The 17,166-nt window shown below is 48.5% G+C and carries 16 protein-coding genes; 7 read left to right on the top strand and 9 right to left on the bottom strand.

What is annotated here, in order from left to right; translation table 11 throughout:
* Nucleotides 1-46: 46 nt before the first annotated feature.
* Nucleotides 47-1,804, bottom strand: a complete 1,758-nt coding sequence (locus AC2TDN_RS13195; protein WP_484688303.1) for an ATP-binding protein — start codon at nucleotides 1,802-1,804, stop codon at nucleotides 47-49.
* Between the two features lie 245 nt (nucleotides 1,805-2,049).
* Here AC2TDN_RS13195 and mscL point away from each other — a divergent pair, with 245 nt between their 5' ends.
* Nucleotides 2,050-2,511 (top strand): large-conductance mechanosensitive channel protein MscL, encoded by a 462-nt coding sequence (mscL, locus tag AC2TDN_RS13190; RefSeq protein ID WP_484688302.1) that lies wholly within the window; start codon nucleotides 2,050-2,052, stop codon nucleotides 2,509-2,511.
* Nucleotides 2,504-3,139 carry an NUDIX hydrolase gene (locus AC2TDN_RS13185; protein WP_484688301.1) on the top strand — a complete coding sequence of 212 codons (636 nt, stop codon included), beginning with the start codon at nucleotides 2,504-2,506 and terminating at the stop codon, nucleotides 3,137-3,139. Before mscL ends, AC2TDN_RS13185 begins: the two co-directional genes overlap by 8 nt.
* 201 nt (nucleotides 3,140-3,340) lie before the next feature.
* Here AC2TDN_RS13185 and AC2TDN_RS13180 read toward each other — a convergent pair whose 3' ends face one another.
* Nucleotides 3,341-3,604: a hypothetical protein gene (locus AC2TDN_RS13180; RefSeq protein ID WP_484688300.1), complete on the bottom strand. Its 264-nt coding sequence runs from the start codon at nucleotides 3,602-3,604 to the stop codon at nucleotides 3,341-3,343.
* 174 nt (nucleotides 3,605-3,778) lie between these two features.
* A complete protein-coding gene (locus AC2TDN_RS13175; protein WP_482067715.1) occupies nucleotides 3,779-4,192 on the bottom strand; it encodes a hypothetical protein in 414 nt (137 codons plus the stop codon).
* Between the two features lie 168 nt (nucleotides 4,193-4,360).
* On the opposite strand from AC2TDN_RS13175, the gene AC2TDN_RS13170 reads away from it, so the two are divergent.
* From AC2TDN_RS13170 to AC2TDN_RS13160, 3 genes are all read left to right on the top strand, one after another.
* Complete coding sequence (locus AC2TDN_RS13170) at nucleotides 4,361-5,080, top strand: hypothetical protein (RefSeq protein WP_484688299.1); 720 nt, start codon at nucleotides 4,361-4,363, stop codon at nucleotides 5,078-5,080.
* A gap of 125 nt (nucleotides 5,081-5,205) precedes the next feature.
* A complete protein-coding gene (locus AC2TDN_RS13165) occupies nucleotides 5,206-6,102 on the top strand; it encodes a manganese catalase family protein (protein ID WP_484688298.1) in 897 nt (298 codons plus the stop codon).
* 61 nt (nucleotides 6,103-6,163) lie between these two features.
* Nucleotides 6,164-6,451: a hypothetical protein gene (locus AC2TDN_RS13160; protein WP_484688297.1), complete on the top strand. Its 288-nt coding sequence runs from the start codon at nucleotides 6,164-6,166 to the stop codon at nucleotides 6,449-6,451.
* On the opposite strand, the gene AC2TDN_RS13155 is transcribed toward AC2TDN_RS13160, so the two are convergent.
* Nucleotides 6,452-7,324, bottom strand: coding sequence for a serine/threonine protein kinase (locus tag AC2TDN_RS13155; RefSeq protein WP_484688296.1), 873 nt, complete (start codon nucleotides 7,322-7,324; stop codon nucleotides 6,452-6,454). It lies immediately after the preceding gene.
* Between the two features lie 184 nt (nucleotides 7,325-7,508).
* Between AC2TDN_RS13155 and AC2TDN_RS13150 the strand changes: the two genes are divergently transcribed.
* Nucleotides 7,509-7,676 carry a hypothetical protein gene (locus AC2TDN_RS13150; protein WP_484688295.1) on the top strand — a complete coding sequence of 56 codons (168 nt, stop codon included), beginning with the start codon at nucleotides 7,509-7,511 and terminating at the stop codon, nucleotides 7,674-7,676.
* Between the two features lie 129 nt (nucleotides 7,677-7,805).
* Nucleotides 7,806-8,024, top strand: coding sequence for a hypothetical protein (locus AC2TDN_RS13145; protein ID WP_482068471.1), 219 nt, complete (start codon nucleotides 7,806-7,808; stop codon nucleotides 8,022-8,024).
* A gap of 101 nt (nucleotides 8,025-8,125) precedes the next feature.
* On the opposite strand, the gene AC2TDN_RS13140 is transcribed toward AC2TDN_RS13145, so the two are convergent.
* The 5 genes from AC2TDN_RS13140 to AC2TDN_RS13120 form a co-directional block, all read right to left on the bottom strand.
* The gene (locus tag AC2TDN_RS13140; RefSeq protein ID WP_484688294.1) at nucleotides 8,126-9,421 is read right to left on the bottom strand and encodes a putative bifunctional diguanylate cyclase/phosphodiesterase; all 1,296 of its coding nucleotides are present in this window, start codon (nucleotides 9,419-9,421) and stop codon (nucleotides 8,126-8,128) included.
* A gap of 200 nt (nucleotides 9,422-9,621) precedes the next feature.
* Entirely contained in the window at nucleotides 9,622-10,353 is a 732-nt protein-coding gene (locus AC2TDN_RS13135) for a response regulator transcription factor (protein WP_482068469.1), read from the bottom strand.
* A 102-nt stretch (nucleotides 10,354-10,455) separates the two neighbouring features.
* A complete protein-coding gene (locus tag AC2TDN_RS13130) occupies nucleotides 10,456-14,316 on the bottom strand; it encodes a response regulator (protein ID WP_484688337.1) in 3,861 nt (1,286 codons plus the stop codon).
* Nucleotides 14,317-14,512: 196 nt separating this feature from the next.
* Nucleotides 14,513-15,508, bottom strand: a complete 996-nt coding sequence (gene mgrA, locus AC2TDN_RS13125) for an L-glyceraldehyde 3-phosphate reductase (protein WP_482068468.1) — start codon at nucleotides 15,506-15,508, stop codon at nucleotides 14,513-14,515.
* 110 nt (nucleotides 15,509-15,618) lie between these two features.
* On the bottom strand, nucleotides 15,619-17,064 hold the full coding sequence (locus tag AC2TDN_RS13120) for an HD-GYP domain-containing protein (protein WP_484688293.1): 1,446 nt from the start codon (nucleotides 17,062-17,064) through the stop codon (nucleotides 15,619-15,621).
* Between the last annotated feature and the right edge of the window lie 102 nt (nucleotides 17,065-17,166).

Raw genomic sequence — 17,166 nt, 5'->3', positions numbered from 1 at the left:
TATCGTCAATTCGTCACTGCTTAAGCATATTACGGCACCTTCAAAATTAGGTTTCAATTACCGGCGGTACCTTGTAAGGCAGCTGAATAATAAAGGTCGTCCCTACCCCAATCTCAGTCTCCGCCGTAATTTGGCCCTGATGGTTGTCTACGATTTTGTATGTAACCATTAAACCGAGGCCCGTCCCTTTATCCTTTGTCGTATAGAAGGGCTGTCCGATCTTGGACAGCTGCTCAGTCGGGATACCCGGTCCTTCATCCTTGATTCGTATCATTACCCCGCGAGCTTCATCAAGGGACATATTAATCGTAACTACGCCCCCGCCGGGCATCGCTTCTATTGCATTTTTGAGAACGTTAATTAACACTTGCTTCAATTGATTCTCGACGCCTAATACCCATAGCGGGCGATAATCAGTGTGGAATTCAATGGTGACGTTGTGCAAAATGGCCTGCGTTTCCAGCAGGTTTACTGTCTCCGACATAATTTGGCGCGAATCCTTATGCACAAAATCATAAATTTGCGGCTTGGAGAGCATAAGCAATTCACTCACGATGGATTCGATGCGTACAAGCTCAGATTTCATGATTTCGTAGAAGCTGCTGATATTGCCCCTGCCGGTTGAGATGAGCTGCAGAAAGCCCTTTAACGAGGTGAGCGGATTTCGAATCTCATGGGCAATGCCAGCAGCTAATTGACCTGCAACATTGAGCTTTTCCGAATTAATAAGCAATTCCTCGTTCTTCTTGCGCTCGGAAATATCGCGAATAATGACCTGCACAATCTCCTTTTCCGAAAAAGCGGAGCTTGCCCTGACCATTTCCGTATGGAGAGGCTTGCCTTGTATCGACATCCATTGCAGCTCAATCGGCTTATAAGGCGATTCCTCGCCCTCTTGTCCCGCAGCTAGCCATGCTGCCATCTCACTATGATGCTTCTCATCAAGAAGCTGGTATAAACTAGACCCGATGATTTCCTTCTCCGACTGTATTTCAAACAAACGCAGGCCAGCACGGTTCATAAACTCCCATTTGCATTCACGAATTAAAGCGATCGTATCCATAGAGTTCTCGACTAGCAGCTTATACCGTTCATCGATCTGGCTGTATTTGCTCGCATTCAGCCAAGTCGTCAGACTAAAGCTCAGAATAATTAAAGTGGACAGCCCGAGCAAGAAGGCAAGCAGTCGCAAATACTCGTTTAATAAATCCGTTGATAAAATATCATTATATTCGATTTGCAGCGCATACAGGCTAATCTGATGCATGACCATATTGGACAATCCAAGCGACAAGCTGCTTTTGAGCTTATACATTCTCTTCTTGGATTCCAGACTGCGAAAGGCTATATAAGCGCCTATAAAACTAACAATATAGGAAAGCAAATAGAGCAGCCAATTCATTTTTAAAATAATAACCGAATCAGACAGCATGGACATGTATTGGAGCTTCGTAGAACCAAGCGCCATTAATAGAGCACTAAAAAAATAACGTCCTCGCCTCAGCTCCTGCTTTCTAAACACTGACAGTGCAGCATAGACGATTATGGCGCATACGATTATGACAAGCAGCATGCTCCAATCCATTAGCATTCGATATTCTGAAGCAAGCAAAGATACGACGTGCATCGTCCACAGACCTAATCCAAATACGAAGGCTCCGCCTATCATCCAATTGAATCCATTTGCCCGCTCGCGAGGCTGCGGCTGCTCAATCATATTGAGCATCGTATAGGCGGCAAAGCAAATAATGATGATAGACAAAACTAAATAGTAGGGATTTCCAATGATTATAGACTGGGTCATAGGACTCCTTGAATATCCATAAATTCACTTACTAGTAATGAAGTTCGACAATTTTCATTAAAACCCTCTCTTTTTATACAAAATATCGCAGGTTTCTGTCATAATTCCAGAGGGTGTTTCACATCTTCCCTACTTCGGCATTTATGTTAGAATGACAGTAGTAGAAACAGGGCAATACCAGATGAAAATAATAGTCTTGCTTGTGCAACTCGTTTTTGCTTCACAACATTTTTAGGAGGAAAAGTATGAAAATCGTTAAGGAATTTAAAGAATTTGCGATGAAAGGCAATGTTATCGACTTAGCTGTCGGCGTCATTATTGGAGGAGCGTTCGGCAAAATCGTCACTTCGCTCGTCAACGATATTATTATGCCGCCTATTGGCAGGATTTTGGGTGGAGTTGATTTTAAAGATTTAGCGATACCACTTTATTCTAAAACAGAAATAGATGCGCTAAAGAACCCGGCCACGGCTCCGTACATAAATTACGGTCAATTCATCAACGTCATGCTGGACTTTTTAATCGTTGCTTTCTGTATCTTCCTGCTTGTCAAAGTCATCAATGTTCTTCGCCGCAACGAGAAGAAAGTAGAGGCTCCTGTAGAAGCAACCGAGAAGGAATGCCCGTACTGCTTGTCCAATGTGCCGATCAAGGCTACGCGCTGCAAGCACTGCACGTCCCAGCTGGAGGCTGCCGCGCATGGCTGAGGAACTGTTCGACATCTATGACGAACAGCTTCGGCCGCTTGGTACGGCGACGCGCGCAGAGACGCACGCGAAGGGCTACTGGCATCGGACCTTTCATTGCTGGCTGACACGGCGCGAGGGAAACCGCCGATTCGTGCGGTTCCAGCTGCGCCAGGCCAGCAAGGATACGAATCCGGGCTGCTACGACATTACGGCAGCCGGCCATTTGGCCGCGGGGGAGACCATCCGCGAAGCGATGCGCGAGCTGGAGGAAGAGCTTGGCGTAAGCGCCCAGTTCGAGGAGCTTATCCCGCTCGGACAAATACGCGAGGATGCCCACGGCGAAGTTAATGGCAAGCCCTTCATCGACCGCGAGGTCAGCGACGTTTTTGCCCTCGTTTGCGAAGTGCCTTTAACTGAGCTGCGGCTGCAGCCAGAAGAAGTGGCCGGCGTGTACGAGGCTGACCTTGATGAGCTAATTGCGATGTTTGAAGGCTCTTTATCCGAGGTGTCTGCGCTGGGCGTCGAGCTTGGCGAGCAGAGCGGGCAGCTAACGAGCGTTTCGCGCTTTGTTCAAGCGAATCAATTCGTGCCTCGCGAACATTCTTTTTATGCGAACGTACTTCGGGCGCTGCATGGCTGTACGTAATGCCTGCAGCGCTTTCGCTTGCTTGACCGCGTACTCCCGAAATTCGCTCCCAATTGGTATACCACTGATCAATCAATCCATGGATGTTATAAAACTCCGTATTGCGCGGCGCAAGATCAAAGTCATTCAGCTCCGGCTGATTGTACAGCTGCGCCGTCATTTCATGAAAACAGCCATGCAGATTGCTTTCTATAAAGCTGCCTAACTGATCGACTGACGCGAACGATTCCAGATTGTATTGCACTCTCTGCTCCGCTCTCGCATCAAAGCAGTCAGAACGCCGAATACCTTCCGGAATTTGGCTCCACCCCGCGATCCAGCTTCGGTCGTAGCCCATTGAGTCATGCCATCTGTAAACCCGATTAATGAAGTCACGATGAAATCGCAGGAAGCGCTCTCCATAGCCTGGCGGCGGCACTGTCCCTGGAACCAGATGATTCGTATGATGCCATACTTTGTGTTCATCAAGCAGCTCTTGCGGGAAATTAGGTATTTGCGGCATCCTTTTCCCCTCCATTCTTGTTCAGCCTTCTAAGCTCTCACTCCTATAGCGTATGCGGCTAACAGAGCCCCCGTGATTTCTACAAATCAACAAAAGGACTGCCCACATGCTTGGGCAGCCCTTCTCATTAAACAAAATTACCAGAAATTGTTGCGACGGCACTCATCCTGCACTCTTCTAATGCAAATATCGAAAGTAACGGTTACATCATTGTATCTTCCGAATTGGCAGCAAATTCTCACGCAATCTTTATCGCGCGTACAGAAGAAATTGACAACACGACAATTGCAATCAAGCAATTTTTGAATAGCTTTTGCGTCGCGGCAGCGAATAGCTCTGACAAGCATTGCCGCAGTACGTTCGTCTTTCAATTGCTTGAAGATTTCGCTTAATTCTTTTCCTGCTTCCTGCACACCTTCGACTGCTGGGTCTTCTTTGCGGCCACAGCTTTTGTGATTGTCATTGCATTTGCAATTAGAGATACGAGCGCGGCTAGTTGTTTTGCGTGAAGTTTTCACATTGCGAACTTTCAGTTTCAAATTGGCGGACATTTCTATCCCCCCTCCCTCTCGAACTTACTCTATTCTATGCAAATTCAAGAGATTGGTATGGACGAGTGGTACCCGTCAATCGTTGAAATCTGACTATTCATTATGTTGTATGACCCGACTCCTTCCTGCATACCTATATGTCATACCATTCGAATGGAGGTCTTTGGCTTGGCAGAAAAAAAGATGAAAATGGGCAGTATCGGCAACATGGGCAATATGCCGAACATGGGGCAGATGGGCGGCATGGCAGCCCCCGGCAGCATGGGCAATATGCCGAACATGGGGCAGATGGGCGGTATGGCTGCCCCCGGCAGCATGAGCAATATGCAGAACATGGGGCAAATGGGCAGCATGGCAGCTCCCGGCAGCATGGGCAATATGCCGAATATGGGGCAGATGGGCGGCATGGCAGCTCCCGGCAGCATGGGCAATATGCCGAATATGGGGCTGATGGGCGGCATGGCAGCTCCCGGCAGCATGGGCAATTTGCCGAACATGGGGCTGATGGGCGGCATGGCAGCTCCCGGCAGCATGAGCAATATGCCGAACATGGGGCAAATGGGCGGCATGCCGAACGCCAGCAATATGCCGATGGGGCAAATGGCTATGGAGAATACTGCACCGGTACTCTATGAAGCTGATCCGAAGCATACGGCCATGGTAATGGAGGTACGCGATCGCGTTATGGGCAAGTGCGGCGGCCACATGAACAAATACGTTTGTGTCCAAATGGTAGATGGCCATGTCTACGAAGGAACGATTATGCACATCGATCACTGTGTCTTGTATTTGCAATGTACGATGCGTGATTCACGCGCATTCATGAATCCCTATAGCGCCGTGCTGCCGCTCATTCTCTACGAGCTGCTCGTCATAACGCTGCTCTAGCCTAATCCATTAAGTCTGTCCATTCGACAATAGGCTGTCCCTTTTGACAACGACGGTCTATGGCCGCGAAAGCTGTCATAGATATGAATAACTGGAATTGTCGATGAAAAGAGGTGAGCATGCTCATGATTGAACGAATAAACAGGCTTCAGGTAGAGCTACCGCCTTCTCCTTATGCGGATGCGAATGCCGCAGCTGCCGTGCAGGAGCTGCTTGGCGGAAAGTTTGGCGAGATGTCAACCTTGAACAACTACATGTATCAATCCTTTAATTTTCGCGAGAAAAAGAAGCTCAAGCCCTTCTATGATCTTGTATCAAGCATAACGGCTGAGGAATTCGGCCATGTGGAGCTTGTTTCCACAGCAATTAACATGGTACTTACAGGGACCACAAGTACTGGCGATCCCAATTCGACTCCTCTGAGGGAGGGAGTCAACAAGCGCAACAGCTACTTCTTCATTCAAACCGCGCAAACCTCCTTGCCTGGCGATTCTATGGGCCGTGCTTGGACAGGTGATAATGTGTTCAGCAGCGGGAATCTCGTGCTTGACCTGCTTCATAATTTCTTCTTGGAGTGCGGGGCGCGAACGCATAAGATGCGCGTCTATGAGATGACCGACCATCCGACAGCACGTGCGATGATCGGATACTTGCTTGTTAGAGGCGGCGTACATGTGCTGGCTTACGCCAAAGCTCTGGAAATCGCGACAGGCGTTGATGTGAAGAAGCTCATTCCTATACCGGATCTAAGCAACAATTGCTTTGAGACGGCGCGGAAATATGAAGCTATGGGGCTTGGCAATAAGCTGTATACCTTCAGTCCAAATGACTACAAGGATATCGTTCTTATTTGGAACGGCCAAAATCCGCTCACCGGCGCTCAGCTTGAGGTTATTCAAGGCGCTCCGCAAGGTGTCCCCATGCCCGATTTGAGCGAGGTGCCTGAGGAATTTGCGCCTGGCATCTCACAAGAGGATTTTATTGAAATTGCACGGCGGCTTCAGAAGAACGCAGGCCTTTAGTCAGCTCAATACGAACCAATGAAGACCTCCTTATTCGCGCAAAGCGGCTTGGAGGTCTTCCTTGTTCATATTCTCTCGCATTCTTTGTGCTATGGTTGTATTGTTTCACTTCTTGCTTAACGTGGTAAGCTTTCTGATAAAGGATTGGTTCATTCAAGCCTTCAGTATCTTTGCCACCGTTATGATCGTCTTCTTGCCCGATTTCATGCGCAGCGCAGACAAAGTGAAAATACCTCGTTTGGTATGGCGAAGCTTCTATCCGGTTCATTTGACCCTTATTGCGCTCATCTACTATGTCGGAAGCAATCAGAGCTTTCAAGACATCATGCGCACGCTATCGCTCAGCTGATTATTCCGGCAGAGCAGCGATGAGCAGCTCCAGCTCTTGCTTGCAATGCTCGGCGGACTGCCAGCCTGGCTCGCTTTGCTGGAGAAGTCTACGAACGAATTGCTTCACAATCGGCGGGAGCTCCAGCTCCTCTTCCCAGCTAAGCTCCGTCTGCCCTTCGTCGTATTCGTAGCCGGCATACATCATGAACAGGAACAAATGCCCTAATCCGTACAAGTCGCTCGCAGGTTCAGGCCGTCTCATTCGGCGCTTTGCCCCAGACCAGCTGCTGTCAGACCTATTATTCTTGAATCGCTCCGTCTCCTTCAGAGCTGTACGCAGATCTGCCGGCAGCTGCTCACCGATCCGGCAGGAGAGCCCATAATCAATTAAATACAAACGACCGCCTTTGTCCAGCACATTCGGTATGCGTACGTCACGATGCACGTATCCAGCTAAGTGCAAATAACCAAGCGGCAGCAATAGCTCCTTCATAACGGCTAACGACTGCTTCAGTGAATAGATTTGGCCCTGCTCCATCAGCTTATGCTCCAAATTATCGCCATCTACAAACTCCATGACAAGCGCTTCATAACGGCCTTGCTTCTCGTAAGAGAACCACTTTGGAATTTGAGGATGATCTAGTTGCTGCAAAATCATACTTTCCCGCTCCAGCAGCAATCTGCCTATTTCCTTCTTGCTGGGCATGCTTAGCTTGAGTAAGACCTGATGTCCCATGACCATGTCGGTGCATGCATAAGCTTGACCATAGCTGCCCCTGCCGATAAAATGCTCTATGCGGTACCGTCCCATCCAAATCTTCCCTCTTGGAAGCGGATAGTCCCGCCAATGGTTGATCATAGCCTTGCATTTGCTTGCTATCCAAGTCCACATCTCAAATTTACCCCCAGCAGCACTTGCTGTTGCCCATTTATCGGCCTTGCAGAAACTTTAACTATAAATATTCGTACTATTGCCATAAGACAGCGTACGCTTTTGATGCTGGAAATGTTTCACGAATCGTGAGCATTTGCTTTCGAAGCATTTTTATTACACTAAGCTTAAGGAGGTTAACCATATGCTAAAACATCTTCTCAAACGATTGTTATACTCGCTTATGGGACGCAAGCGCCACGGCCAAAGGCATTACAGCAGCAGTGATTACCATAACGGGTACCGTCCTTACGATCGTCCTCACCGCGGGCACGGTTACTATAAGAAGAAGTACAGCAGCTATTCCAGCTAATACATGCAGGAAATGTCGAAAATGTTAGAAAAGTGTCAACAAAATAAACAAAATTCTGACGACAGTTTCATAAGAGGCTAAAAGGTTTACGTTAGAATAGGGGGAAATTGATCGGAGGTGTTATAGGAAATGATGAAAATCGTGACCTTCAAAAGTCGTTCCGTCCCTGTCTACTATCCTAACGAACAATCCGCATTCATAGATCTTCTTAATCATAAATTGTATGAACTGGAATTGGATTTTGATTTCCGCAAAAAATGGAGAAGAATTAAATCCGTAGAAATGGTACGTGATGTGGCTATTTTCCAATATAACGACGGCACAAAGCTTTATCTTGAAGTATGCTGATTATGGATAGATAAAAAGACCTGATGGCGCATCCCCTATTGTGCCCAAACAGGTCTTTTATATTTTTTAAGAACGGGCACTGCAATAATCGCCGGGCATGCCTAATTTTCAAAGGTGTAGTCGGCACGGCGAATCATGGAAAGGTCAAGCACATCAGGCTCCTGCGGCTTGCCGAGAAGAAATCCCTGTACGTAGTTGCAGCCCCATTCACTCAGCAGTTCGTATTGCTCCTTGTATTCGACGCCCTCGGCGATAACCTCGAGCCCCAGCCTATGAGCAAGCTTAATGATGCCTTCGACGATAATTTGTTCCGCACTATTGCGATCAATCTGTTTGATAAATGACTTGTCGATCTTCAAAGTTTGCACTGGCAACTGCTCTAAATTCGCGAGAGAAGAGGAGCCGACGCCAAAATCATCAAGCACAATGCGCACGCCTGCGGCACGAAGCCAGCTAAGGTTGGACAAGGCTGTATCGGTGGAGTTAATCATCGTATTTTCGGTAATTTCGAGCTCAAAATAGGTCGGTTCAAGCCCATAATCTTGGCATGCATGAAGCACCGTCTGCGAAAATGCTGAATTCTGCAGCTGCAGTGGCGAGATATTAATGGACATAATCAAGCTATTCATACCGTATTCACTCATACTCGCGAGCATTCTGCACGCTTCTCGCAGCACCCATTCTCCGATAGGAACGATCAGGCCGCTATGCTCGGCTATTGGTATAAATTCCGTTGGCGTAATAACGCCCAGCTCCGGGTGCCGCCACCTAATCAGCGCTTCGAATCCTCTTAGCCTGCCATCGTTCATGCGATAGATAGGCTGGTAGCTGAGATGGAATTGCTGCAAAGATAAAGCCGGTCTCAGTGCCGCTTCGATATCGATGCGACGATTAAGATGGATAGTACCCTCCGTATTATAAAACCGAGCTTGGTTGCCGCCCTGCTCCTTGGATTGGTATAAGGCCAACTCCGCCCGGCTTATCAGCTGCTCGCTTGTACGGCCATCCTGTGGAAACAACGCTGCCCCGATGCTCGTGGTCAAATACAGCTCAGTCCCATCGACATCTATAGGACGCTCGATTGCATTTTTGATCTCTTCCACCGCTTGCTGGCTTTGCCCATCATCATGCTCGATTGGCATCGTTACCAAAAATCGATTTCCTCCAACCCTGCTCACAGTCTTAGATACCATTCTTGCTTCTGCCAGCCGCTTCCCCATTATGCAAAGGACTTCATTGCCAAACTCTGTTCCCATTGTTTCATTCACACGATAAAACCGATCCAAATCGACCAACGCCACTACCATACGCTTACCCGCCGCACGTACGACATTGACGGCAACTTCAAGCTGTGCAAAAGCTTCGTTGCGACCAGGCAAACCGGTCAACGCATCCATTTTGTTCAACCACCGTCCCAATACTATAATTAAATATTCTGTCATATAAACATTAGGAAAATTTAGGGGATTTATTTAGGAGAATGTTAGATAATTTAATACCTGCCTTAACATCCCTCATTGTGTGGCTAGAGAAAAAATACCACTCCGCAGCAGCGAAATGGCACTTAGGTGAAATATAAGCTGAAGCTCAGCTGCGTTTAGCTTTGGCTAATGCTGCTTGTAAGCTCGGCCGTATACTTATAGCCAAATCCCCAAACCGTCCGGATCAGCCTTGGCTCCTTCGGGTTTTGTTCGATCTTCTTGCGGAGATTGACGATATGAACGTCGATGGCACGGTCCGTCACAAAGGAGTCAAAGCCGCGAATCATATTTATAAGTTCTTCCCTGCTGAACACCTTGCCTGGGTAAGCTAGAAATAGCTTCATCAGCTCGTATTCCGAGAAGGTCGTTTCAACGAGTTGACCACGAACAAGCAATAGGCGTCTTTCAAAATCAAGCTGGATCGGCTCACGATCATCTATCGCTTCTAGCGCTGCAGCAGCCTGCTGCTTCGTTTCAGCCTGCATCGTATTCGAACGTCGAATCAATGCTTCTACCCGAGCCGTCATCTCGTGCATGCTAAATGGCTTGCACATGTAGTCATCCGCTCCAGCCTTCAACGCCTGGACCCTCTCAGACACTTCACTCTTCAAGGATAGAATCATAATCGGCACGTTAGAGTGCTTTCTTATGCGTGTACAAACCTCCATACCGTCCAAATCGGGCAGAATTAAATCAAGAAGCACCAAGTCAGGAACAAACTCTGACGTGAGCTTCAACCCTTCGTCCGCTCTGTAGGCTTGCATGACGGAATAGCCTTCTTCTGATAAATACATAGACAGCATATCACTCATCATGACGTCATCTTCAATAACTAAAACTTTATACATTGTCGTCACCCTTTTTGAGGATAGAAGATTTCTGTCAAATATTTAACGTATCTCTACTATACAATACCGATATTAAAGGAACAACAACTTGTTAGAAAATTGTTAGTGTTTATTGTCGAATACTTCTTTGGCATATCGAAGCCCGTCCATTAGCTGCTTCAGCTTCTCTTCCACCTGGTCAATAGCGGCATGAAGGCTTTCTGTCTCAAGCTGCGGCTGCTTAACGATGCGCTCCGCCTCGCATACCGCTTCCAACAATTCAAAAGCAGACAAATATCCGGCTGCTCCCTTCAGGGTGTGCGCCATTCGTTTGACTGCGGTTAGCTCAGATTGCTTGACCGCGATACGCAGCTTATCGGCAAATGAATCGTAATCGAGCATAAACTGCTCCATCATATGCAGCAGTATCGGCAGCTTCCCATTTACTCTCGCCAGAGCGCCAGCCATATCCATTCCGGCTATGTCCGGCAAAGCGCTGCCCGCTGCAGCGTCTAATTCAGGGGAACGATTTGCCTTTGCAAGCGGCTCTTGCTTGGCCTTTGACTTCGCTATTTGCTCACTGCCCTGCTTCAGCCAATAAGTGATAACCGTATGCAGCCGCTCGGATGAGATCGGCTTTGTCACCACATCATTCATGCCAAGCTTTAAATACCGATCGTGATCATTGCGAAGCACATTTGCCGTTACTGCGATAATGGGAATATCATCATATATCGGTTGGGTGCGAATTAGTCGAACCGCCTCTGAGCCATCCATGATCGGCATATGAATATCCATCAATATGAGATCCCAGCTTTCTTCTGCTAGCTTTTGAAGAACCTCCTCGCCGGTCTCCGCTAAGCCCAACTCGTAACCCTGCTCCTTCAATATTTCAATCGCGACCAGCTGATTGATCTTATTGTCCTCCGCTAGCAGAATGCGCGTATTCACACCGTTCTCCCGCATCTCCACAACGGGAGGCGCACTTTCCTGTTCGCTTGCGCTTATGCCCTTCTGCTCAAGGACGCTTTCGATCGCACGCAGCATGCCCCTTCGCATGATCGGCTTGATAAGCAGCATGACCGGCCTTTGCTCTGCTGGCAGCTGCATCATCTCATCACGACCGTAAGAGGTCGTCATCGCAATCGTCTTGACGCCTGCCGCCTCCGCGTCGCAGTGGAACTCAAGCCAGGTTTCCGCGCCGTACATATCGGGCATTTCCATATCCAGCACAATGAGCTTCGGCAATGCACCCTCTCCGATGCGGCGAAGGCGATCCCGTGCCATCTTCCACGAATGGAACGGCAGAGGCGTTAAGCCTATAGACTCGATTATCTCACTCCAATGCTCTCGCATCTCGTCGTCATCCTCAACGATCCATACAAGCTGCTCCTTCAAATCCTGCCGAACCAGGCTGATCTGCTCCTTGTACTTGTGAAGGACGGTGAAGGGAAGGGTGAAGAAAAACCGACTGCCTACATAAGCCTCGCTTGAAACCTCCAGCCTGCCTCCCATCAATTCAACCAACGATTTTGAAATGACCAGCCCAAGACCCGTGCCGCCAAACTTCCGGGTCGTTGACCCGTCCGCCTGCGTAAAGGGTTTAAATAGCCTATCCACCTGTCCTGCGCTCATCCCAATGCCCGTATCCGAGATGATGAAGCGTATGCTCACGACGTTATCCGACTCCTCCACAAGCTCCAGCTGCAGCTTCACGCGTCCTCGGTTCGTAAATTTGATGGCATTCATGCACAGGTTGAGAAGAACCTGCTCAAGCCGCAGCGCATCCCCAATAACCGTCTGGGGCATATGCTCAGGCATATCGACAATAAATTCGAATTGCTCCTTGCCCCCCATAAAAATGCTTAACTGGTCGGTTATGCGGTGCATGAGCTCATCCGGCTGGAACGGCAATCGTTCAATATCAACCTTGCCTGCCTCAATTTTGGAGAAGTCCAAAATATCATTGATAATGCGCAGAAGCGTCTCAGAGGATGTATTCATCTTATCCATATAATCCTTCTGCGACGCGGAAAGCCCTGTCTTGCGCATTAACTGCGCCAAACCAATAATCCCGTTGAGCGGGGTCCGAATCTCATGGCTCATCAGTGCAAGGAACCTGCTTTTTGCCTGATTCGCCTCCTCCGCCTCCAGCGTTGCGCGCACAAGCTCCTCCTGCACGATCTTCTGCTCGGAAATATCACGGGCGATGCATGAGAAAAACAACTCTCCCGTATCTTCATTCTGATGAGCGACGACGACCATCGACACATGAAGCGGCTCGCCGCTGCTCTTCAGCAGCTGTGCTCCGCTTTCCCAGTACCCGAATTCTTTGGCTAAAATAGCTCCATTCACAAGCTCCGCATACATATCCGGCTGGGAATGCTGTTTGACGGTATATTCGCCATCTACAACGCTTTGCAAGCCTAACATCTCCCTGCCGGCGCGGTTCATGTAAACGACCTTGCCGTCGGAGTTGACTGAGGCGATCAAATCCTTCGCTGATTCCACAATGTCGAGCAAGCGATTGCGTGTTTTCTCCATCTGTTTGCGATCTGAAATATCCAGAACCATGCCGACGACTCCCGAGAAACGCCCATTGCGGTCACGCAGGCCATTCGAGCTAAGCAGCGTTGGAATTCGCGTACCGTCTTTATGTATAAAGGTCCATTCCCGCTCATAGGAGAAGCTCTGTTTGCGAAGCTCCTTAAATAGATCAATGCCAGGCTTAACCTCTCTGCCAAGCTCTAATGAGAGCTTCTCGGCTTCCAAGCGAACCTCGTCCAAATCTATGAACAATAGCGGCGTAGCAATCCCGGCCAGCTCCTCGCTTTTATAGCCAAGCATCTCCTCAGCCGTTTTGTTCAAATAGGAAACCTTATATTGATCGTCAAGAACGATGAAGGCATACTGGTTCTGGTTGATAATGGCCTCAAGCCGGTCGAACATCTCTTGCAGATGCTCCATCATGCCGTTGACGGAATGGCCGAGCTGGCCAATCTCATCATGCGGCTCAATCTCAAGATGCTCGGCCTCGAATCTCCCGGCAGCAGCCTGCTCCGTAACGCCTAGAATGCGCTCCAATCGCTTCACAATACGCTCGAAATAGAGATAGAAAAAGATAACAATAATGATCTCCGAAACGGCGATTGTCGTAAAAATACGCCAAAAGATCGGCTTCATCTTCTCTTGCAGCTTCGACATCGGCTCTTGCAGCGCAAAGCGCCACGGTGTATCGCTTACCTTCGTGTGGAAGACGGCATATTCCTTGCCTTCAATACTTAACTCTGTCATCCCCTCTTGCGTTTCCAGAACCTTGTTTACAATCGGATAAAGCGGGGATTGCTTATTGAACAAGCTTGGACGCAGCTGAGCGCCTTGATCCGAGTGGTATAGAATGCCTCCTCGATCATTAAACAAACGTATAATCGAGTTCTCGTCTGCAAACGCAAGGAATGGCCGCAAGGTCGAGAATACGAAAGAAGCATACACAACCCCTTTGATTTCATTCATGACCCCATATACGGGTACAACGATAAGCGATTGCCTCATTTCGGAAAACGATGGCGTTATAGGATCTGTAATGACCACCTGACCTTTGATAGCCTCTTGGAAGAAGGACTCGCCGCTCATATCCTGCCTTCCTCCATCGCTATGCAAGCCGAGTCCATTCTCATCAATAAACCCGATCGCTTGATAAATGAAGCCGCCGCGAATGAGCTCACGCCCAAAATAATTAAGCCGCTCTTCATCCGTACCGAATTGCACGACTTCCGTGCGGCTCATCACGACAACCTCTGCCTTGCGAATGGCCATCCATGACGCCAATACATTTGCGCGGTTGCTTAGCCGGCTGCTAGTCTTCTCAATCTCCGATTGAAGCATCGCTTCCTTCACGGCGGAATAGTTGCCCACCCCGGCAATCAACAGCGGGATAAAAGAAATGAGAACAATCAAAAACAACCCTTTAGTTCGTAACGACACTTTTTTCAAGCCGCTTTCTCCTCCCGCTGCTCCTTAACTTAGCCGAAACTGTCGAACTTTGACACTATTATACCTCTTTAACGACCGCTAGGAGAATAAAAAAACGCTAGAGCCAGCATTCCGCATGACTGCGGTCTGCTGCTCTAGCGTTTAACTTATTTGATCTTCAATCATTTTGCTAGAAGTGATTATACTATTACTCGGCTGCTAGTATCGATTCAATGCGGCTAAGCTCGTCGTCGCTGAAATCCAGTCGGCTGAGCGCTGCAACATTGTCATCTACTTGCTCTACACGGCTTGCGCCGATCAAAGCAGAGGTTACTTTTCCGCCTCTAAGTACCCATGCAAGCGACATCTGGGCGAGCGATTGTCCACGCCCCTGAGCAAGCTCATTGAGCAGCTTAACCTTATTCAGCTTGGTATCTGTAATTTGATCAGCCTTCAGGAATACGCTTGGTCCTCCCGCGCGCGAATCGGCAGGGACACCGTTCAAATAACGGTTAGTAAGCAAGCCGCCTGCAAGCGGAGAGAATACGATAGAGCCAATGCCTTCCTGCTCCAGCACGTCCTGCAGACCATCTTCGATCCAGCGATTAAACATCGAATAGGATGGCTGGTGGATAAGGAAAGGTGTGCCAAGGTCTTTCAAAATAGCTGCCGCACGAGCCGTTTGCTCCGCGTTATAGTTTGAAACGCCGACATACAGCGCCTTGCCTTGTCGTACGATATGATCGAGCGCGCCCATCGTCTCTTCAAGCGGCGTATTCGGATCTGGACGGTGATGATAAAAAATATCGACGTAATCCAGATTCATCCGCTTCAAGCTCTGATCCAGGCTTGAAATCAAATATTTGCGAGAGCCCCAGTCACCGTATGGCCCTTCCCACATATGGTAGCCTGCTTTGGTCGAGATGATAAGCTCATCACGATAAGCAGTGAGATCTTGCTTTAGAATTTGGCCAAATGTTTCTTCAGCCGAGCCTGGAGGCGGCCCATAGTTGTTAGCAAGGTCGAAATGAGTAATGCCTAGGTCGAATGCACGGTGCACCATAGCTCGCCCATTCTCAAGACGGTCAACGCCGCCGAAATTATGCCATAGCCCTAGGGAAATAGCCGGCAGCTTCAAGCCGCTGCGTCCGACGCGATTATATTTCATTCCCTCATACCGATTATTTGCCGCTAAATACGTCATGTTCGATATCCCCTAACCAGTTATTGGTAAACCTCTTCTCATATGGAATAAATCCAAGGCTCCCCGTCTATTGTACAACTGTATATGGACAAAGGGAACTCTCTCACTCTCTATCTCGTATTTTTTTTGTCCAGCTTGAGGTGCGGACTGTTTCGCACCGTTTCCTCGAAAAATCCCGGCTGCTCGCTCACTAGCCGCACCCATGCATGGACGCAAAGCGGGTCAAAGTGATGCCCGCTTTCCTTCACGATAATTGCCATGGCATCCTCATGCGACATTGCTTTCCGATAGGAGCGCGAAGAGGTCAACGCGTCATAAACATCCGCCACGGCGGCTACTCTCGCAAGAAGCGGAATCTGTTCTCCCGTGAGCTGGTCCGGGTAGCCGCTGCCATCCCATTTCTCATGATGCGAGCGTATGACCGATAGCTCCTCCGGCATAAAGCCTAGCCGTTTGCACAGATCATAACCCGAAACGGGGTGCACCTCAATGACTAGACGCTCTTCGGGGGTAAGCTTGCCTGGCTTATTCAGAATCGTATCCGGAATGCGCAGCTTGCCGACGTCGTGAACAAGTCCGCCTTGAGCAATCGCTCTCAGATCAGCAGAAGTAAGCGCCAGCTCCTCGCCAAGCTTCAGCGCATATAAGGCAACCCGATAATTATGCCCCGCTGTATACGAGTCCCGCGCCTCCGTAGTCATGACTAGCTCACGCACACTGGTTGACATATAGGTATTGATCCAATCGCGCGGATTGGCGCGAAACATCAGCTTGACGGAAGAGGTGATCGATTTGGAGCTGACATATTGATTGATAATGCCCATGACCATAACGATCACGGAGGCAAGCAGCAGGAAATGGTACAGCCACCAGCTCATATCCCAGATATTACTGCTAACAACGATGATCTGGGCGATAATCATCCAGCCTGAGCTATAGACGATTGCCAGCTGCAGAGGAAAACGGGAGGATAAATAGGTATTCAAATAACGGTATATCGTCCAGCTGTTCAAGGCGATAATGAAAATACTGACAGACCATTTCATCGGAAGCTCTCCCAGATGAAAATATAAAGTGATTTCGGGATTCAGCCAAAGCGCTGCACAGAAAACGAGCAGCAGCAGCGTCCACACCGGGAGCAGCAATCTCTGCCAGTATGCGAACCATTTGATCAGAGGCCGGTCCACGGAAACCGAAGACATCCATAGCCATACAACAGCCAGCATAACGCTAAGCTGGGCAGCATTGCCTGCGATATTCGTATGATGCAGAAGAAACCCTGGCGTGGATAAGCCATGCAGAACAAACATCGTCGTAAGAGATACATAAGATAATGATAAAAAACTAATCTTAATATTGCGAAGCTGGATAGCGACGAAACCGACCGCAATCGCTAATGCCAGCGAGAGAGCAGATACGAAACTGACAATATAAAAATGTTCCTGAGGCGCATTAATGCTTTTATCCAGCTCAGAACCACGAAGTACCAAATAGCCTGCCAAAGGGATAAGCATGGATATTGACAAACGTATGAAAACTACAGCATTTTTGCTCAAGCTTATTCCTCCTACCATCTCTCATAATTGCTATACTTATGAATAAGCCGCTAAGGCTTTTAACGATTTCCAAGTCATGTGAAAAGCAATTATCAGCCTTAT

Source organism: Paenibacillus sp. Y660 (assembly GCF_057221575.1).
This window is presented reverse-complemented; position numbering and strand designations above follow the sequence as displayed.

Excerpts from the sequence above, each read along its gene's own strand:
- AC2TDN_RS13135 (WP_482068469.1), bottom strand. The coding sequence starts at position 10,353 with ATGTATAAAGTTTTAGTTATTGAAGATGACGTCATGATGAGTGATATG.
- AC2TDN_RS13150 (WP_484688295.1), top strand. The coding sequence starts at position 7,509 with ATGCTAAAACATCTTCTCAAACGATTGTTATACTCGCTTATGGGACGC.
- AC2TDN_RS13175 (WP_482067715.1), bottom strand. The coding sequence starts at position 4,192 with ATGTCCGCCAATTTGAAACTGAAAGTTCGCAATGTGAAAACTTCACGC.
- mgrA (WP_482068468.1), bottom strand. The coding sequence starts at position 15,508 with ATGACGTATTTAGCGGCAAATAATCGGTATGAGGGAATGAAATATAAT.
- AC2TDN_RS13195 (WP_484688303.1), bottom strand. The coding sequence starts at position 1,804 with ATGACCCAGTCTATAATCATTGGAAATCCCTACTATTTAGTTTTGTCT.
- AC2TDN_RS13180 (WP_484688300.1), bottom strand. The coding sequence starts at position 3,604 with ATGAACACAAAGTATGGCATCATACGAATCATCTGGTTCCAGGGACAG.
- AC2TDN_RS13145 (WP_482068471.1), top strand. The coding sequence starts at position 7,806 with ATGATGAAAATCGTGACCTTCAAAAGTCGTTCCGTCCCTGTCTACTAT.
- mscL (WP_484688302.1), top strand. The coding sequence starts at position 2,050 with ATGAAAATCGTTAAGGAATTTAAAGAATTTGCGATGAAAGGCAATGTT.
- AC2TDN_RS13155 (WP_484688296.1), bottom strand. The coding sequence starts at position 7,324 with ATGTGGACTTGGATAGCAAGCAAATGCAAGGCTATGATCAACCATTGG.
- AC2TDN_RS13165 (WP_484688298.1), top strand. The coding sequence starts at position 5,206 with ATGATTGAACGAATAAACAGGCTTCAGGTAGAGCTACCGCCTTCTCCT.
- AC2TDN_RS13140 (WP_484688294.1), bottom strand. The coding sequence starts at position 9,421 with ATGGATGCGTTGACCGGTTTGCCTGGTCGCAACGAAGCTTTTGCACAG.
- AC2TDN_RS13185 (WP_484688301.1), top strand. The coding sequence starts at position 2,504 with ATGGCTGAGGAACTGTTCGACATCTATGACGAACAGCTTCGGCCGCTT.